Source organism: Rhodohalobacter sp. (genome assembly GCF_041686455.1).
Classification (GTDB): Bacteria; Bacteroidota; Rhodothermia; order Balneolales; family Balneolaceae; genus Rhodohalobacter.
This window is the reverse complement of the sequence record NZ_JAWLDW010000049.1, coordinates 2,033-18,761: the sequence shown is the minus strand read 5'-3', so window position 1 is coordinate 18,761 and position 16,729 is coordinate 2,033. Positions and strand designations below refer to the sequence as shown.

Below are 16,729 nucleotides of genomic sequence, written 5' to 3'. Positions count from 1 at the left end.
TTAAAAATTGTCCTGACAAAACACAGCCACGAAAAAAATAGAGATATGGTCAACCAAAGCTGACCATATCTAAAGGACTATTTTTTAATCTTGTTTTAGCCAGTGATCAAACCAGCTGCGCTTTCTTTCCAGTCGATCAACTAACAGCCATGGTTCACCGGTTCGGGATAATCCGTGAGAAGATCTCGGATATCGCACAAACTCAACCGGTACCTTCATCTTCTTGAGGGCGATGTACCACTGTTCGCCGTCTGTAATCGGTGTCCTCCAGTCCTCTTCGCTGTGAATAATCAGCGTTGGGGCTTCCACATTCTCCACATACTTTAGAGGTGAAAGATCCCAATAGAGTTCCTGCTTCTCCCAGGGATATCCGCCAAATTCATATTCCGTGAGTCCCTGTGCGTCGGACGAACCGTACCAGCTGAACCAGTTCGAAATAGAGCGGCTGGTAACCGCAGCTTTCCACTTATCGGGGTAGCGGGCCGTGAGCCAGTTGGTCATGTATCCGCCGTAACTTCCTCCGCTCACTCCAACACGATCTTCATCGATATCGGGATATTTTTCAAGAACGGCATCGAGGCCTTTCAGGAAATCCTCTTCATCCAAAAAGCCCCACTGCTCCTTGGTGGCATACATGAAATCGTGTCCATAGGAGGAAGATCCACGCGGGTTAGGATAGAAAACAAACATTCCGGAAGCAGAAAGCGTGTGAAATGCCTGGAACCAGGTATTGCCGTAATAGGAGTGTGGTCCGCCATGAATTTTCATCACCAGCGGGTAGGATTTTCCTTCCTCATACCCTACCGGTTTGATAACCCATCCCTGTATTTCCGTTCCGTCATCCACTGTCCAGAGAATTTCTTCTGCCGGATTGATTGTACGGTCGGCCATCCACTCTTCATTAAAGCGGGAGAGCTGCACTTCACGGCTTCCATCAGCCCGGGAAACAAACACTTCGGCAGGTGTAACGGCGTCTGTTGCCGTGTACGCCATCAAGCGGCCATTCTCCGTTGTTGAGAAGTTGCTTAGTCTGCGTTCCCCACCTGTAACCTGACGAATTTCGCCTCCGGTTCGGTTGACTTCAAACAGGTGAGAATTTCCACGAATCTGTGTGCTGAAGCGTAACGCATTTCCGTTTGGAGTCCAGTTGGGTGATCCGGGTGAAAGATCCCAGTTTTCAGTCAGGTTGGTTACTGAACCGGTTGGTTCTCCATTTGTGTTCAGAGCGGTAATCATAATATCAGTTTGGGCTCCACGCTCATCAGACTGAAGGAATGTCATAAAACGTCCGTTGGGTGAAACAGCCGGTGAACGCTGTGTGCCCTCCATGTCGAAAACCTGGGAAACTTCTTTAGAATCCAGGTCGATCATATAAATATTACGAGTAAAGTCGTCGTTGTACTCATCATCTTCGAGAGGATCACCGGAAAAGTATATTCTGCTGCCATCTTGTGCCCACTCCACATCACCAGTATTAAACTCCATTTCGGTGATCTGTTCAGAATCTCCGCCATCTGAAGATATGAGGAAGAGCTGACGTTTTTTGTTAATGGATGGATGAGGAAGCCACTCGGATCTGCCGTCTTGCATGTACTGCATTTGGGTGATGACCCGTCCATCAAAACGCTCGGCATCAAGGGTATTGGTGATGGCATCGGGAGCAATCCATCCGGCTCTTTCTTCCTGTTCCTCTTCGGTCTCCGGTTCTTTCACAAAAGCGATGGTTGATCCATCGGGCGACCAAATGGGAGAACTATCGAGTCCTTCGATGGTAAATGCTTCACCGCCCGGTTCCGTAACGCGAATAAAACGAACGGAGTTGTCGTCATCTCCCCGGCGCGACTGGATTCCCAGAAGTTCTCCATCAGGAGACCACTGCGGGCCGGACGATTCAACGGTGGGATCGGTAAACCGAAACGGTTCGCCATCCGGCTGGCCACTGTTGAGTTTTTGCATCCACACTTCACGATGCCGCTTGTTGTTTTCTACATCGATGGTTGTGCGTGTAAAGGCAACATAGCTGCCATCCGGTGAAATTTCAGTCTGGCTTACAAAAACGGTTTTGTAGTAGTCTTCCGGAGTAACACCTTGTTGAGCTATGAGTGGTGCAGAGATCCAGAAAACGAGAAGTAAAAGTATAGGTGTGAATTTTACGTATCGGTTCCTCATCGTATATGATCTATTTCTTAAGGTTGAAGAACCGTAATGTAATTGAACAGAAGGTAGTATTAAAATAAGAACGGCCCTCGAGGGGCCGTTTTACAAATTTTTTTAAGAATGAGTGTTAGCCTTCAGTGATTAGATCACTATGGATCTTCATTTTCTTACCGGCCAATGCTTCATTTACATTGAAGATATGATCGCCGATTTTTTCGAGGCGAGTGAGATAATCGAGGTATGTAACCCCTGCCTTAGAATTATATACACCATCTTCCAGGCGCTTGTAATGAGCGTCTTTCATCATGTCGCGTTTGCGATTAATCTCCTGTTCAATTTCGATGGCCGGATTCAGATCAATTTCATCTCCAAAATTCTCCATGTTGGCACGCATGATTTTAATAGCTTCCCGAACTACATCCAACATATTGGCTATTTCATCAATGGCCTCTTGAGGAAGCTGGATTTCTTCATTTTCCATCAGTTCAAAAGTTTTCGACATCTGAAAGTAGATATCACCGATTCGCTCCAGATCATTAATCATGCTGTGCATGAGTCGGATTTTACGTGTAGAAGTTTCTGTTAGATTACTGCTTGAAATTTTTGTGAGATATTCTGCAACCTCAAGCTCAATGTTATCCGTAATCTGTTCCCGCTTCTTGATCTTTTTAAGGAATTTTTCCTGCTTATTTTGCTTTTTGAAAAACAGGCCGTTAAAGCTGATATGCATCTTTTCAATAAGCCGGCCAAACAGTTCGATCTCCTTAAATGCCTGTGCAATAGATAGTTCAGATGACGACATTAAACCGCCGGAAATAAATTTAAGACGGAAAACTTGATCGGAATCCTCTTCTTCTTTTTGAAAACGTTCGACAAACCTTGTAATAGCCGGAACAAATCCAATGAGTAGTAGAACATTCAGTACGTTAAACGTTGTGTGGAAAAGTGAGATACCCAATGTAGCAGCTGCCCGTGCTTCCTGGGAATCATCAAAGATAGAGCCTATTTCCGGCTGGAAGTAATGCATCACGTTGTCAATCCCCATTAAAAAGGGATTAATCAATAAGAGCATCCATACCACCCCGAACACATTGAAAATGAAGTGAAACCTCGCTGCCCTTTTTGCATGAACGTTACCAACAATAGCAGCAATGTTTGCTGTAACTGTTGTCCCTATATTTTCCCCCAATACCATGGCAGCTGCAATAGGAAATGTAATCCAGCCCTGGAATAACATCACGAGTGTAATGGCGGTAGCAGCGGAAGAAGACTGTGTAAGCAGGGTGAGCAGAGTACCAATTATTACGAAAATCACCATGGAGGCAAACCCAAACTCCGTAAAGGAGTCCAAAAAGGCGAACATCTCCGGATTATCCTGAATATTAGGAACGGCATCTTTGATAAACTCCAGACCAATAAAAAGAATACCGAAGCCGATCATTGTTTCAGCGAGGTTTTTCAGCTTCTCTTTTCCGAAAAACATAAATGGAAAGAAAATACCGATCATCGCAATGGCTATCGGGGTAATTTTCATTTTGAAGCCGAAAATAGAAACCATCCAGGCTGTAACGGTGGTACCAATATTGGCTCCCATTATCACCCCGGTTGATTCGACAAACGTAATCAGTCCGGCATTTACAAAACTTACAACCATCACGGTGGTTGTAGATGAGGACTGTGTAATAGTTGTCGCTGTAAAACCTGTAAATATCCCCCTAAGCCGGCTGGTTGTCATCCCTTTCAGGATAGAGCGCAGACGTGAACCTGCAACTTTTTGAAGGCCGTCACTGAAAATTTTCATCCCGTAGATAAAGATCCCCAATGCCCCGATCAGCTGCAGAAAATCAAATAACGTATAGTTCATTTAACGAGTATTATCTCAACAGATTGATTTAGTAAGCAAGCTTAAAGATGCACATTAATTCAGGTGGGTAGCAAGTTAAATTAATGTTAAGAGATTCAGCCCCAAAGAAAACACATTACTGTTCAAGTAATTGATAATAGTAATGTAATACGTTTAGCTCTAGGGTTTCTCAATGGCAATTACATCATACAGATCTGTTCGCCGGTCTTTCATGGTTCGCACGCTTCCCTGTTCGTGGAGTTCTTTTAACAGGTCGAGATCTACATCCACAATCAAAATCATCTCCGTGTTAGGTGTAGCCTCTGCTTTAATACCATTTGTCGGGAACGAGAAATCGCAGGGAGTAAATACCACGGATTGCGCAAAGGAGATATCCATATTGTGAACCTTCGGCAGATTTCCCACACTTCCGGCAATGGCTACATAGCACTCATTTTCAATAGACCGGGCAATGGCACAGTTTCGAACTCGTGAGTATCCATTTTGGGTATCGGTAAGGAAAGGAACAAAGAGAATGTCCATGTCCTGTTTTGCGAGTAAACGGCTGAGCTCCGGGAATTCAATATCGTAGCAGATCAGAATCCCAATTTTTCCAGCGTCGGTGTCGAATGTTCTGATCTGTGTTCCGCCGGTCATTCCCCACACTTTTACCTCATCGGGTGTGATGTGAATTTTTTCGTAGCGCTCCACTTCCCCGTTTCGCTTACAGAGATAGCCAATGTTTTTGAGTACGTCATCCTTAAACTCCGGCATACTGCCGGTAATGATGTTGGTGTTGTAGGAGATGGCATATTCGGCAAATGTATCTCTTAATCTCTCCGTATAGCCGGCCAGTTTCCGAATGGCATCGGGCTCGGAGAGGTGATTATACTCAGCCATTAACGGAGCGTTTACATACTCCGGGAAAAGTAGAAAATCAGCTCTGTACCCTGATACGGCATCTACAAAATACTCGATTTGCTCTGTCAGATCTGCCCATCCGGCATATGGACGCATCCCCCATTGAACCAAACCGAGCCGAACTACACTTTTCTGAGGTATATATTTTTTCTGTGGCTTTTGATAGTAGATGTTGGACCACTCCAGTAGGGCAGCGTACGATTCTGAAGCATCATCTTCGGGCAGGTAGTTTTTAACAACTCGCTTTACATGAAAATCGTTAGATAGCTGAAAGTTGAGTACAGGATCATGAATCTCTTTATTTTTTACCTTTTCGATATACTGCTTGGCGCTCAGGTCATCAAATTTATGGAAGTTGGGTAGTCTTCCTCCAAATACGATACTCTTCAGATTCCTCTCTTCGCATAGCTCTTTCCGGTAATCATATAGCCGTCGACCCAAGCGTAATCCACGGTAGTCAGGGTGAACTAACATATCGAGGCCGTACAATGTATCTCCATCATTGGTGTGAGTCTTGAAGGTATCGTTAGCGGTAATATCCAGATAGGTGTGTTTATCGTCAAATAGCTGGTAGTCTATGATGATGGAAAGAGCACATGCTACCATCTCACCATCCACCTTAATAACCGTCTGTCCCTCAGGAAAAAGTGTGGTCAGTTTTTTGATTTGATCTTTGGTCCATGCCGGATCCTGAACTTTTGGATAGCATTTGATCATCAGCTCCTGAAGGGTTTTATAGTCTGAGAGTTTCAGATGCTGAAGCTCAATTTTATCGATGGATTTCATAATGGTTAATGACTAATGATGAATGGATGTGACACAGACAAATGTAAGAAACGGACGGATGAATCCTGAATATAGGAGAGATGTATTTTTTAGTCAGGTTTAGTAGTGGAGAGCCGTCCGATTACCCCGAGCAGAGAATTTCGCTGTCGCTCAAATACCCTCTATCACTGAACTTTAATCCTATTATATGTTCAGAGGATTGGTATTAACGTTCTGAAAAAATTTTTTCATTGCAACAGAACCGACAAAAGTTGCACAAACCAATTCTCCCCTAAAAAGGGAGACAAAGAGGGGTGTGAAAATCTGATAATTACTTGGTGTTTTAACAAATGCTGACGTAATATTACTAGCCAAAACCAGTCTTGTGAAGACAGGAAGATCGATAGTGGCCCCACCATTCAAGGTTGGGATGTCAAATGGAATAGCCCGTCACCAAGCTCCCGTATTCGGGGGCGACACTCCTCAACCACGAACATTTATATCAAATAAATCTGTCAGGAATTCTCAAAAATCTCATCTTATTAGTAGATCAAACACAATTAATTTAACAGAGAGATCATGAAAAAGACATATTCCAAAATGCAGATACATTTTATATTTGGCACAAAAAACCGAGAGAACCTGATTTCGCCGCATATTGAAAAAAGACTATGGAGTTATATTGGAGCCGTAAGCCGAAGAATGGGGATTAAACCGATTGCGATTGGAGGAACATCCGACCATTTACACCTTCTGTTATCGGTTCCGCCAAACTTGTCAATAAGTTTTGTAATGCAAAAGCTGAAGAGTATTTCGTCCAAGTGGATGAATGATACATTCTATCCACACAAACGTAAATTCAGGTGGCAACAGGGTTATGCTGCGTTCAGCGTAGGTTATTTACAAATTACGAAGGTTGAGAAATACGTCAGAAACCAAAGAAAGAGACACCGAAATCTCTCCTTTGATGATGAGTTGGAGATGATCCTGGAAAAATTTGAGCCTGAAATTAAACAGAAATCAGATAGAATTAATCAGCTCAAGCCTGTGGGTTAGGAGTTGAGAGTCGCCCCCGTTACCGGGGGCTTTGATTCTCGCTGTCGCTCGAATACCTGCGCTCACGCACAGCCTGTCCCGATGCTTTTAATCGGGAGGCCTACACTCGGACGTCTCGCTTGTCAGCGAGACTAAGTTTTATCAAATCATCAGTTAATTAGAATCATCGATATTATTGCAAGATCTATCCAGTGACCGTGAACCATTGTTGCACCTATCATGGATTACCGGTGATTAATTTATTCGTTCGATTTATCTACAGTAAATGGAAAATCTTTAATAGAAGTCCCGAGAGCAGTGGAACGCCCGAGAGTAGCCCCACCGGCAACGGTGGGGTAATTCAATCAGCAGATTTAATCAAGCCTCCGATATCGGGGGCACCCAGTGCATTAACGGTTATTCATTTTCCCAAATCATCACGGTACGGTCGCCATTGGAATTAAGCGAAGCTCTGAACATCCCGGTGGTGTTCATTTTCATGGAGATATTTCCCTGATTATCAACTGCAATAAATCCGGCATCACCGGGATCAAGCCTTTCATTCAGAACAAAATCCATCGCTTCGTCCAGTGAGCCCCCTTTAAACTCCATGTAGTTTGCAATGGTGTTTGCTGAAACATTTCTCATAATCTGCTCACCCCAACCGGTTGCAGAAATCGCGGCGATATGATTGGCAAATGTACCTGAACCAATAATCGGCACATCACCTACACGGCCAAACTGCTTGTTGGTCATGCCACCTGTTGAAGTTGCAGCCGCAAGGTTTCCGTCAGCATCGTATGCCACGGCTCCAACAGTTCCGAACTTGGTATCCTTAATCCAGTCTTGAATGGATTCTTCAGGAGTTATTGCCCTTGCCTCTTCCTGTGCACGTTCCCACTGCTGGTAGCGTCGACCAGTATGAAAATGATCATTATCCACTCGTTCTACATCGGTTTGATCGGCATAGGTTTCAGCTCCTTCACCGGAGAATAAAATATGCGGTGAATCGGTCATAACTTTTCGTGCCAGGCTGATTGGATTTTTAACAGTAGTCAGACCTGTCAAGGCTCCGGCGCCAAGCGTACTTCCATCCATAATTGCGGCATCCAGTTCGTGGCCGCCTTCCTTTGTGAAAACGGCACCGCGTCCAGCATTAAACAGAGGATTATCCTCCAAATTTCGTACAACGTATTCAACGGCGTCTAATGCTGTACCGCCGTCACGAAGGACAACCTCTCCGGCTCGTAGCGCTTCTTCCAATCCATCATAATACTGCTGCTTTACGGAGTCAGGCAGATTCTGAGAAATGGTTCCGGCTCCGCCATGCAGTGCCAATGCCCATTGAGTAGATTCTGCTTCAGGTTGATCTGCACAGCTTGCAAATAAAAACAGGGAGATTATCAGAGAAGAGATAAAGGTAAATCGATAGTTCATATTAAATTTGTTTGAAAGATTGAGGATTGATTTAAAATAGATGAAGCAACTGTAAAATAAAAAACCCGGCATTTTGAATACCGGGTTTTGAAGTTTAAATCATCACAAGAAAGCCATGAAAATCTGTATTACCATTCTGAGCAAAGTGAAAACACTTTTACTGAAATTTCGAGAACAGATTGACAAACGTTCATCGCTTTTTAAAGCCTCTACTGATCTTTCTTAGCTCGAAACGATTCTAGAAAGTCCAGAGGTAGCGGTAAAAATGTAAATGTGGAGTTCTCATCACTGAGCTCAACCATGGTTTGCAGATATCTGAGTTGAAGTGCTGTCGGTGTTTTTTCAATCATTTCACCGGCTTCTACCAGCTTGGCAGCTGCTTCAAATTCACCTTGTGCATTAATAATTTTAGCACGTCTGTCACGCTCACTTTCAGCCTGACGAGCCATCGCGCGTTTCATCGTTTCGGGAAGAATAACGTCTCTTACCTCAACAGATACTACCTTTATTCCCCATGGATCGGTTTGTTTGTCGATGATTTCCTGTATTTGCTTATTAATTTTATCACGTTCAGCCAACAGTTCATCCAGCTCAAATTGACCAAGCACACTTCTCAGAGTGGTTTGTGCAATCATTGATGTGGCAGCGATGTAACGCTCCACTTGAATAACGGCACGTTCTGCATCAACAACTCTAAAGAAGGTGATGGCGTCAACATTAACGGTTACGTTGTCTTTTGTGATAACCTCTTGCTTGTCCACATTAATTGTAAGTACACGCAGGTCAACACGTTCTATTTTATCAATAAATGGGATCAGGACAATAAGGCCCGGCCCTTTTGTAGCTTGAAATTTACCGAGACGAAATACGACACCTCGTTCGTATTCTCTCATAATTTTGAACATTTGCGGCAGAAAAACGGAGAGAAATATTACGATCGTAATAATCCACACTAACATGTTTGTAATTGATCCTGGATCATCCATTTGAAGACTCCTTGGTTTGTGGTTGGTTTAATGGTTTAACGGTTACTCTTAGTCCTTTAAATTCTACAATTTCGCAGATATCTCCTTCATTCAGCGGCTTTTCACTCTCAGCCGTCCAATATTCTCCGTCAAAGAAAATGCGTCCCGGCTGATCGGGCAGAATAGGATCTGTTACTTCCGCAGTTTTTCCTACCGTTGATTCAAGACCGGATCTTGGCGGATTAAAGAGAGATTTTATTCCATATGTAACAATCCATGCAAAAAATCCGGCTGTAACAATGGTTGCGGGTATCAGCCAATACATGGAAATCTGCATCTCATCCGGCAGATCCTGAAATAACATCATTGCTCCTAAAAAGAAAGCCACGGCTCCTCCTGTGATTAATAACCCGAATGCTGGTGTGAATGCTTCTGCGACAAATAGTATAATAGCCAAACCGATTAGCAGAAACCCGGCTAAATTAATCGGCATGGCTGCCACTCCATATAATAATAAAATCAAAGCGATTACTCCTGCAACTCCGGGAATAATTCCGCCGGGATTCGTTACCTCACCGATTATTCCATAAATGGCAACTAAGGTGAGTATAAGCATGACTTCCGGACGCAGTAGAAAACTGAAGAATATTTCACCTAATGTCTGCGGAATTTCATTTTTCTCTGCTCCATCGGTATTTAAAATTTTTCCTTCAACTTCTAAACCGTCAATTGTAGCGAGTAATTCATCAATGTCTTCCGCAATATAGTCGATCACATTGATCTCAAGTGCTTCATTTGCAGTAATGGATGCTCCATCACGCACTGCAGACTTTGCCCAATCCGTATTTCTTCCGCGCTGTTCAGCGATGGATTCGATATAGCTTTCGGAGTAGTTAAATATCTTATTTTGAGCAACGGTATCCATTTCTCCTCCTCCCATCGATACAGGAGAGGCGGCGCCAATATTAGTGGCCGGAGCCATTGCGGCAATGTGAGCAGCCAGCGTGATGAATGTTCCGGCACTACCGGCATTTGCTCCCTGAGGTGACACGTAAACGGCAACCGGATGAGCGCTGCCAAGAAGTTCCTGAACAATATCCTGGGTGGAATCAAGAAGACCTCCCGGTGTGTCGAGTTGTATGATAAGAAGCTCATCACCGGCCTCGCTTGATTTTCGGAGGCTTCGCGTGATATACTGTGTAGCAGTAGGTCCAATGGTGCCTGTAACGCTGATAACGCTGACAGAAGATGATCCGGTGGACTGTTGCGTAGTCTCAATAGTGTCAGTAACGGCTGTTTCACTGTCCTGAAGGACAAAAGCAGTTCCAACTACAAACAAAAGTGCTGATATCAAAAAATGTTTATTCATTGTACAGCCAAAAGTTTAAATAGAATCAAAAGGTTCCGCTTTTCTGTGAAAAGTGGTCTGAATAATAAATTGATGATTTGTGGTCCTGAATATTAACATTTTTCAGGCACAATCTTTAGCTGAGAAAAGAGGAAGTGTAGAAATAAAAAAAGAGATGCTCGTTATAGCACCTCTTTAAAATTGCACCCGTAATTAAAGGCTAATCTACTTCTTGCCCTTTTTTAATTTTTTCTTGGCTTTTTTCTTAGCCTCATGAACTTCTTCCGGTTTATTGGAAGAGGTTTGCTTGTTAATGATGTACTGTTGAGCAACAGAAAGCACATTGTATACCAGATAGTAGAGACTCAAACCGGCTGCAAAGTTGTTGAAGATAAAGAGCAGCATCACCGGCATGATATACATGAATACTTTCATGTTGGGTCCGCCACTGGTTGGTGCTCCGGAACTCATACCGCCGGTTACCTTGGTTTGGAGAAACATTGCTGCAGACATTAACAGTACAAATCCGGCCAGTTGATCACCCATCAAGGGTATAGTAAACGGCAAATCTAAGATATAATCCGGCGCCGATAAGTCAGATGCCCAAAGGAACGACTCTTGTCGAATAATCATCGAATTCTGGAAAAAGAAAAAGAGTGTAATCAAAATTGGGAACTGCATCAGCATAGGCAGACAACCCCCAAGCGGATTCACTTTCGCTTTTTTGTAGAGAGCAATGGTCTCCTTCTGCTGTTTCTGTGGTTCATCCTTGTACTTCTCCTGAATTTCTTTGAGCTGGGGCTGTAACTCACGCATTGCTGCCATGCTCTTGAAGCTCTTCTGAGTCAGAGGAAAAAGCATCAGCTTAATGATGACTCCAAATAGAATAATCAATATTCCATAGTTGGAGATAAACATGCTCCCAAATGCAAAGAATGGAATAATGGCGTATCGAACCAATGGATCCGCAAACCATCGAAATAGTGCATACCCGATCTCAATTACATCATAAGCATGCTCATCATAATTTCTCAGGTCGTAGTATCGCAGCGGACCGGCGTACATTTCATAAGAGAGGACAGGATTGTTTACAATACTTGATTGTAAAAATACCTGATAGTGGTGAAGTGCTCCCGGCTCACTTGGTTCTCCGTCCAGTTCACCGATCATTATGGATGCGTTGGCACCTGTAACCGGCTTGATATATTGGCCAAAGAAACGGGATCTGGAGGATACCCAGTCAATCGTACCGTTAATTCTCTGTTCATTTCGACCTTCTTCCTCAAGTTGAAATTTTTCCAGAACGTCTCCGGCATAGGTGTATGCCATGCTGTTTTGAGCATCCAATACACGATCTTTTTCTGTAAGATTGAGAGGGGACTTCCAGCCGAATTCCACATTTGTACCACTTATATATTGCTGCATTTCATTCAGCTCAATATCCAGATCATACGCATATTGATCTGCATAAAATGTATAAGTGAAAACAATGGAGGCATCATTTTCGACGGGTAGCCTATATGCAATTGTTACACTGTCTTCGTCAGAAATCGAAAACTCATTTTCATCAAAAAGGGGTTCAAAAACCAGTTGGTCAGTTTCAATATTGTAATTCTGGAACGATAAAAACTCCATAGAGTAAGCCGATTTTGTAGTATCGGCAATCATTTGGACTAACTCCTGATCCCATGTTTTATGTCCAAGCAGAGTATATTTGGACGGACCTGCACCAACATTTGTTAGTTCTATTTCATAAAGAGGGGTGCGAACAACTGCCAGGCTGGTGTCGGCTATACCTGAATCTTCAAAAACTCCAAAAGAAGGTCTGTTTGGCTCTGTAGTCTGTTGTGTTTCCTGTATCGATTCAGTTGCTTGAGATTCACGCTCTACAGCAGGATCCTGAGGTTCTGTATCTTCCTCAACTTGAGCTGCAGCAATACTGTCTTGTCTTAACTGTTCCTGTTGCTGACGCTCCATTTCTTCCTGGCTTGGCATTGTGAACCATGCCCAGGCTATCGTGAGAACAAAAATGAGTAGAAGTCCTGTAACCGTATTCTTATCCAAAATTGCTTCCTATCTATTTAATGTCTTTGGTGATTGAGTGATCGTTAAGACCAGATTTAAATTTTGTTCGCAAAAGCCGCTCTCTTGTTTTTATGAGCATGGGAATCATATCATCTTCAATGCTTTTGAATGATAGATCAGGATTGTTAGCTAAAAAAAGGCCGTGCAATCCAAAAGTTTGTTGATCAAAGAGATCACGGAGGTGGGCTTGCTGGTGTCGGTACACTTCACGCAACAATCGTTTAGCCTTATTACGTTGTACCGCTTTGGGAAATTTTTTCTTCGGAGCTGCAAATCCAATTAAACAGCCTTCAGATGAATCCGGATAAATTCTATATCGGAACTGGATAGAGTCTGAGTTCAAAACAGTCGATTTTTCGAAGAGGCGTTGGAAGTTTTTTTTGCCCCGAAGAATATTAGATCGCGGTAAAGAAAAATCAGTGTGATTTGATTGGGGACTATTTCGGTCCTTTTTCATTACTTACCGTAAGCTTATGGCGTCCTTTTTTACGGCGTCTTTTAATCACATTTTGCCCATTGGAAGATTTCATTCGCTTCCTGAAGCCGTGCTTGTTTGTTCTCTTACGCTTACTTGGTTGATACGTACGTTTCATGACTAAACTGAATTATTAGCTAAAATTCGAAATCCTATTTTTAGGTAGACCCCAAAAATAAGAATAAAATATTTAAAATCGAATGCTTTATTTACTTAAATAGCAGTATTATAACTTCGGAACGTATTCCAATCTTTATGGAACTTATTCGTTGCATAAGTCGGATTCATAGTTTAGCACTAATTTTCTGAACAATTCTGAAGTTCAGCTTCTATAAAAGGAGTGTTGAACTGCCTGCTGTTAAGCTGTAACTTATGAAGTTCATTCAAAAATATTTTTAACTCCTATTTAACTGTATGTTAGACAAGATATCCAAAGTCCTCACGTCAATATTTGGAACTAAAAGCGCAAGGGACCTAAAAAAACTGTGGCCTATTGTTGACGAAATCAACAGCTTTGAAGACGAAATGAAAGATTTGACGGATGATGAGCTGAAGCAAAAAACAGAATCTTTCAGAGAACTGATTAAAGAGAGGACTCAAGAAACCAGTGATCAGATTTCCGAAATTAAAGTGAAGATGGATTCCAATGACGAATCCATCACCCTTGAAGAGAGAAGAGAATTTTCCGATCGCCTGAGCGAACTGGAACAGGAATGGCTCGATATTCTGGAAGATACACTGGATGAAATTATGCCGGAGGCTTACGCTGTTTTAAAAGATACATGCCGGCGTTTTGTAGGTAAAAGCTGGAAAGTAGCGGGTACAGAAATTGAATGGAATATGGTACCGTACGATGTTCAGCTGGTTGGGGCTGTTGCAATGCACCAAAGCAGTATTGCGGAGATGAAAACCGGTGAGGGTAAAACACTTGCCGCAATTTTTCCCGCTTACTTAAACGCACTTGCAGGACGCGGTGTCCATATTATTACGGTAAATACCTACCTCGCACAACGCGATGCTGAATGGAATGAGCCGATTTTTAACTTCCACGGCCTTAATGTAGACTGCGTAGACCGGTATGATCCCAATACGGAACCTCGCCGGAAAGCGTACCGGGCCGATATTACCTACGGAACCAACAATGAATTTGGTTTCGACTATCTTCGTGACAACATGGTTATCGAAGAGGAGCAGCTTGTACAGAGAGATTATCACTATGCCATTATTGATGAGGTCGACTCTATTCTGATTGATGAAGCCAGAACACCACTGATTATTTCGGGTCCGGTTCCTCAGTCAAACAGCCAGCAGAAATATGAAGAGATGAAGCCCAGGGTTCAATCTCTGGTGAAGGCTCAAAAAGCGCTGGTTGCATCTCTTGTGAGTGATGCTGAACGGTTACATAAAGAGGGAAAGAATGACGAAGCCGGTCTCGCTCTCTATCGGGCTGAACGGGGTTTCCCAAAAAATAAGAAGTTTAGAAAACTGATGCAGGAAGCAGAGTATCAGCGTCTGGTACAACAGACGGAGAGTTTCTATCTGGCTGATAATGCCAAGAATCTCCCTATCGTTGACGAACACCTCTACTACGCGGTAGATATGAAGCAGAAATCTATAGAGATGACGGAGAAAGGCCGTGATTTTATCACCAAAGAAGAAGAGGGTGATGAGTTTTTTGTAATTCCTGACTTGGGTACTGAAACCTCTGAAATCGAAGAGAAGATGGACCAGCTCGAGAAAGAGAAAATTGAAGAGATCAGGAAAAACGAGGACTTTAGCGATGAGTACAAGGAGAAGAAAATTGAGGAGGCAAAAACTGAGCTGAAGCAGGAACGCGAAAAACAATTCAACGAGCTGCACAGATTATTTGCCGAGCGCGGCGATCGTATTCATACTGTGAATCAGTTACTGAAAGCCTATACCCTATTTGAGAAAGAGGAGGAGTATATTGTTCAGGATGGAAAGGTTCAGATTGTGGACGAGCATACTGGTCGTGTGCTTTCCGGACGGCGGTACTCAGACGGTCTCCACCAGGCGATTGAGGCGAAGGAAGAAGTTAAAGTGGAGGCAGCCACCCAGACTTATGCAACTATTACGCTTCAGAACTACTTCCGTATGTATCATAAGTTGTCTGGTATGACGGGTACTGCTGCGACGGAAGAGGGTGAGTTCAATGAAATTTATGACCTGGATGTAACTGTAATTCCAACCAACCGTCCCATTGTCAGGGATGACCGGGAAGATCTGATATTCAGAACAAAGCGGGAGAAGTATAAAGCGGCTATCAATACAATTCAGGAGTTCCACAAAAAAGGCCAGCCTGTACTTGTAGGTACAACAAGCGTTGATGTTTCTGAGCAACTGAGCCGGATGCTAAAACGCGCTAATATTCCGCATAATGTACTGAACGCTAAACAGCACGCCCGTGAAAGTGAAATTGTAGCTCATGCTGGACAAGTAGGTGCCGTGACCGTGGCTACAAACATGGCGGGTCGTGGTACAGATATTAAACTTTCCGAGGAAGTAAAAGAGAAAGGCGGTCTTGCCATTTTGGGTACGGCGCGTCACGAATCTCGCCGGATTGATCTCCAGCTTCGGGGACGTGCCGGACGTCAGGGAGATCCGGGAATGTCGCAGTTCTACGTATCGCTTGAAGATGAATTGATGACCTTGTTTGGCGGGACAGACCGAATTGCCAACATCATGGACAAACTCAATTTTGAGGAAGGTGAGGTAATTCAGCACCCATGGGTGAGTAAATCACTCGAACGTGCACAGAAAAAAGTAGAGCAGAATAACTTTGCAATTCGTAAAAAACAGCTTGAGTATGATGATGTTTTAAACAATCAGAGAAATGTTGTCTACTCCCGCAGAAAAAATGCTCTTCTGGGCGACCAGTTGCAGAGCGATATCTTTGACATGCTCGAGGATATGGTGGAAGGCATTGTGGATAAATATTATCCGGAAGGGCAGTTTGAAGAATTACACGATGAAATTCTACGACAGCTTGCTGTTGAGGTTGAAATTGATCTCGATCAGTGGGCTATTTTGGGTGAAGACGGCCTTGTGGATCATATCATTAAAAAAGCGTACGAGAACTATCGCAGAAAGGAACGGATGGTATCAGAGCCGCTCTACAGAATTATACAGCAGATTCAAGAGTCAGATTCAGAGAAGAAGCCATCGAAAATTCAGGTCATCTTCACAGATGGAATGCGACGCATGAGAATTGTTGTGGATGTTGAAAGAGCTGCAGAAAATGAAGGACGCGAAGTTGCAAGATCTCTTGAACGCTCGGCAATCTTGTCGACAATTGACAATAAGTGGATGGAACATCTGCGAGAGTTGGATACGGTAAAAGAGGGTATTGGTCTGCGCTCTTTCGGGCAGAAAGATCCGCTGATGGAGTACAAAAAAGAGGCATTTGAGATGTTCAAGATGCTGATTGATGAAATCAATAAAGAGACAATTTCTCTGATTTGGAAAGCTGTTCCTGAAGTTCAAGCCGATCAAGGTAAAGTCCAGGCTGCTCAGAAAGAGAAGAGCAAGTATGATATGACTAAAGCCCAGGCTGAGCAGGCAGACGCGACGAATATGGGTTTTCGTGGCAACCAACAAGCTGATGGAGATGGTCAGCAGAAACCCTCAGCTCCAGGCGAGAAACGCCAGCCGGTAACGGTTGAAGATGAGCCGGGACG

At 43.4% G+C, this 16,729-nt stretch carries 11 protein-coding genes; 2 read left to right on the top strand and 9 right to left on the bottom strand.

The features are described 5' to 3' along the window. Positions 1-84 precede the first annotated feature (84 nt). The 3 genes from ACESM0_RS07600 to ACESM0_RS07590 form a co-directional block, all read right to left on the bottom strand. On the bottom strand, positions 85-2,169 hold the full coding sequence (locus ACESM0_RS07600; protein ID WP_372905219.1) for a prolyl oligopeptidase family serine peptidase: 2,085 nt from the start codon (positions 2,167-2,169) through the stop codon (positions 85-87). A 115-nt stretch (positions 2,170-2,284) separates the two neighbouring features. Continuing rightward, positions 2,285-4,021: a Na/Pi cotransporter family protein gene (locus tag ACESM0_RS07595; RefSeq protein ID WP_372905217.1), complete on the bottom strand. Its 1,737-nt coding sequence runs from the start codon at positions 4,019-4,021 to the stop codon at positions 2,285-2,287. Between the two features lie 159 nt (positions 4,022-4,180). Next, complete coding sequence (locus tag ACESM0_RS07590) at positions 4,181-5,707, bottom strand: carbon-nitrogen hydrolase family protein (protein ID WP_372905215.1); 1,527 nt, start codon at positions 5,705-5,707, stop codon at positions 4,181-4,183. A gap of 558 nt (positions 5,708-6,265) precedes the next feature. Between ACESM0_RS07590 and tnpA the strand changes: the two genes are divergently transcribed. Next, entirely contained in the window at positions 6,266-6,742 is a 477-nt protein-coding gene (gene tnpA, locus ACESM0_RS07585) for an IS200/IS605 family transposase (RefSeq protein ID WP_372905213.1), read from the top strand. A gap of 396 nt (positions 6,743-7,138) precedes the next feature. On the opposite strand, the gene ACESM0_RS07580 is transcribed toward tnpA, so the two are convergent. The 6 genes from ACESM0_RS07580 to rpmH all read right to left on the bottom strand — a co-directional run bounded on the left by ACESM0_RS07580 (position 7,139) and on the right by rpmH (position 13,149). Then, on the bottom strand, positions 7,139-8,158 hold the full coding sequence (locus tag ACESM0_RS07580; protein WP_372905211.1) for an isoaspartyl peptidase/L-asparaginase family protein: 1,020 nt from the start codon (positions 8,156-8,158) through the stop codon (positions 7,139-7,141). A gap of 209 nt (positions 8,159-8,367) precedes the next feature. Beyond that, a complete protein-coding gene (locus tag ACESM0_RS07575) occupies positions 8,368-9,144 on the bottom strand; it encodes a slipin family protein (protein ID WP_372905209.1) in 777 nt (258 codons plus the stop codon). Beyond that, a complete protein-coding gene (locus ACESM0_RS07570; RefSeq protein WP_372905207.1) occupies positions 9,137-10,492 on the bottom strand; it encodes an NfeD family protein in 1,356 nt (451 codons plus the stop codon). The genes ACESM0_RS07575 and ACESM0_RS07570 overlap by 8 nt, the downstream gene beginning before the upstream one ends. Positions 10,493-10,696: 204 nt before the next feature. Beyond that, complete coding sequence (yidC, locus tag ACESM0_RS07565) at positions 10,697-12,535, bottom strand: membrane protein insertase YidC (protein ID WP_372905205.1); 1,839 nt, start codon at positions 12,533-12,535, stop codon at positions 10,697-10,699. Positions 12,536-12,548: 13 nt separating this feature from the next. Beyond that, entirely contained in the window at positions 12,549-13,013 is a 465-nt protein-coding gene (locus ACESM0_RS07560; protein ID WP_372905203.1) for a ribonuclease P protein component, read from the bottom strand. Next, positions 12,994-13,149 carry a 50S ribosomal protein L34 gene (gene rpmH, locus ACESM0_RS07555; protein WP_372905201.1) on the bottom strand — a complete coding sequence of 52 codons (156 nt, stop codon included), beginning with the start codon at positions 13,147-13,149 and terminating at the stop codon, positions 12,994-12,996. Before rpmH ends, ACESM0_RS07560 begins: the two co-directional genes overlap by 20 nt. Positions 13,150-13,445: 296 nt before the next feature. On the opposite strand from rpmH, the gene secA reads away from it, so the two are divergent. Next, positions 13,446-16,729 (top strand): preprotein translocase subunit SecA (gene secA / locus ACESM0_RS07550; protein WP_372905199.1); only part of this gene is annotated, 3,284 nt, incomplete at its 3' end.

Bases quoted from the DNA above. Each gene is read 5' to 3' on its own strand.
- ACESM0_RS07600 (WP_372905219.1), bottom strand. From the start codon at position 2,169: ATGAGGAACCGATACGTAAAATTCACACCTATACTTTTACTTCTCGTT.
- ACESM0_RS07595 (WP_372905217.1), bottom strand. From the start codon at position 4,021: ATGAACTATACGTTATTTGATTTTCTGCAGCTGATCGGGGCATTGGGG.
- ACESM0_RS07590 (WP_372905215.1), bottom strand. From the start codon at position 5,707: ATGAAATCCATCGATAAAATTGAGCTTCAGCATCTGAAACTCTCAGAC.
- tnpA (WP_372905213.1), top strand. From the start codon at position 6,266: ATGAAAAAGACATATTCCAAAATGCAGATACATTTTATATTTGGCACA.
- ACESM0_RS07580 (WP_372905211.1), bottom strand. From the start codon at position 8,158: ATGAACTATCGATTTACCTTTATCTCTTCTCTGATAATCTCCCTGTTT.
- ACESM0_RS07575 (WP_372905209.1), bottom strand. From the start codon at position 9,144: ATGGATGATCCAGGATCAATTACAAACATGTTAGTGTGGATTATTACG.
- ACESM0_RS07570 (WP_372905207.1), bottom strand. From the start codon at position 10,492: ATGAATAAACATTTTTTGATATCAGCACTTTTGTTTGTAGTTGGAACT.
- ACESM0_RS07560 (WP_372905203.1), bottom strand. From the start codon at position 13,013: ATGAAAAAGGACCGAAATAGTCCCCAATCAAATCACACTGATTTTTCT.
- rpmH (WP_372905201.1), bottom strand. From the start codon at position 13,149: ATGAAACGTACGTATCAACCAAGTAAGCGTAAGAGAACAAACAAGCAC.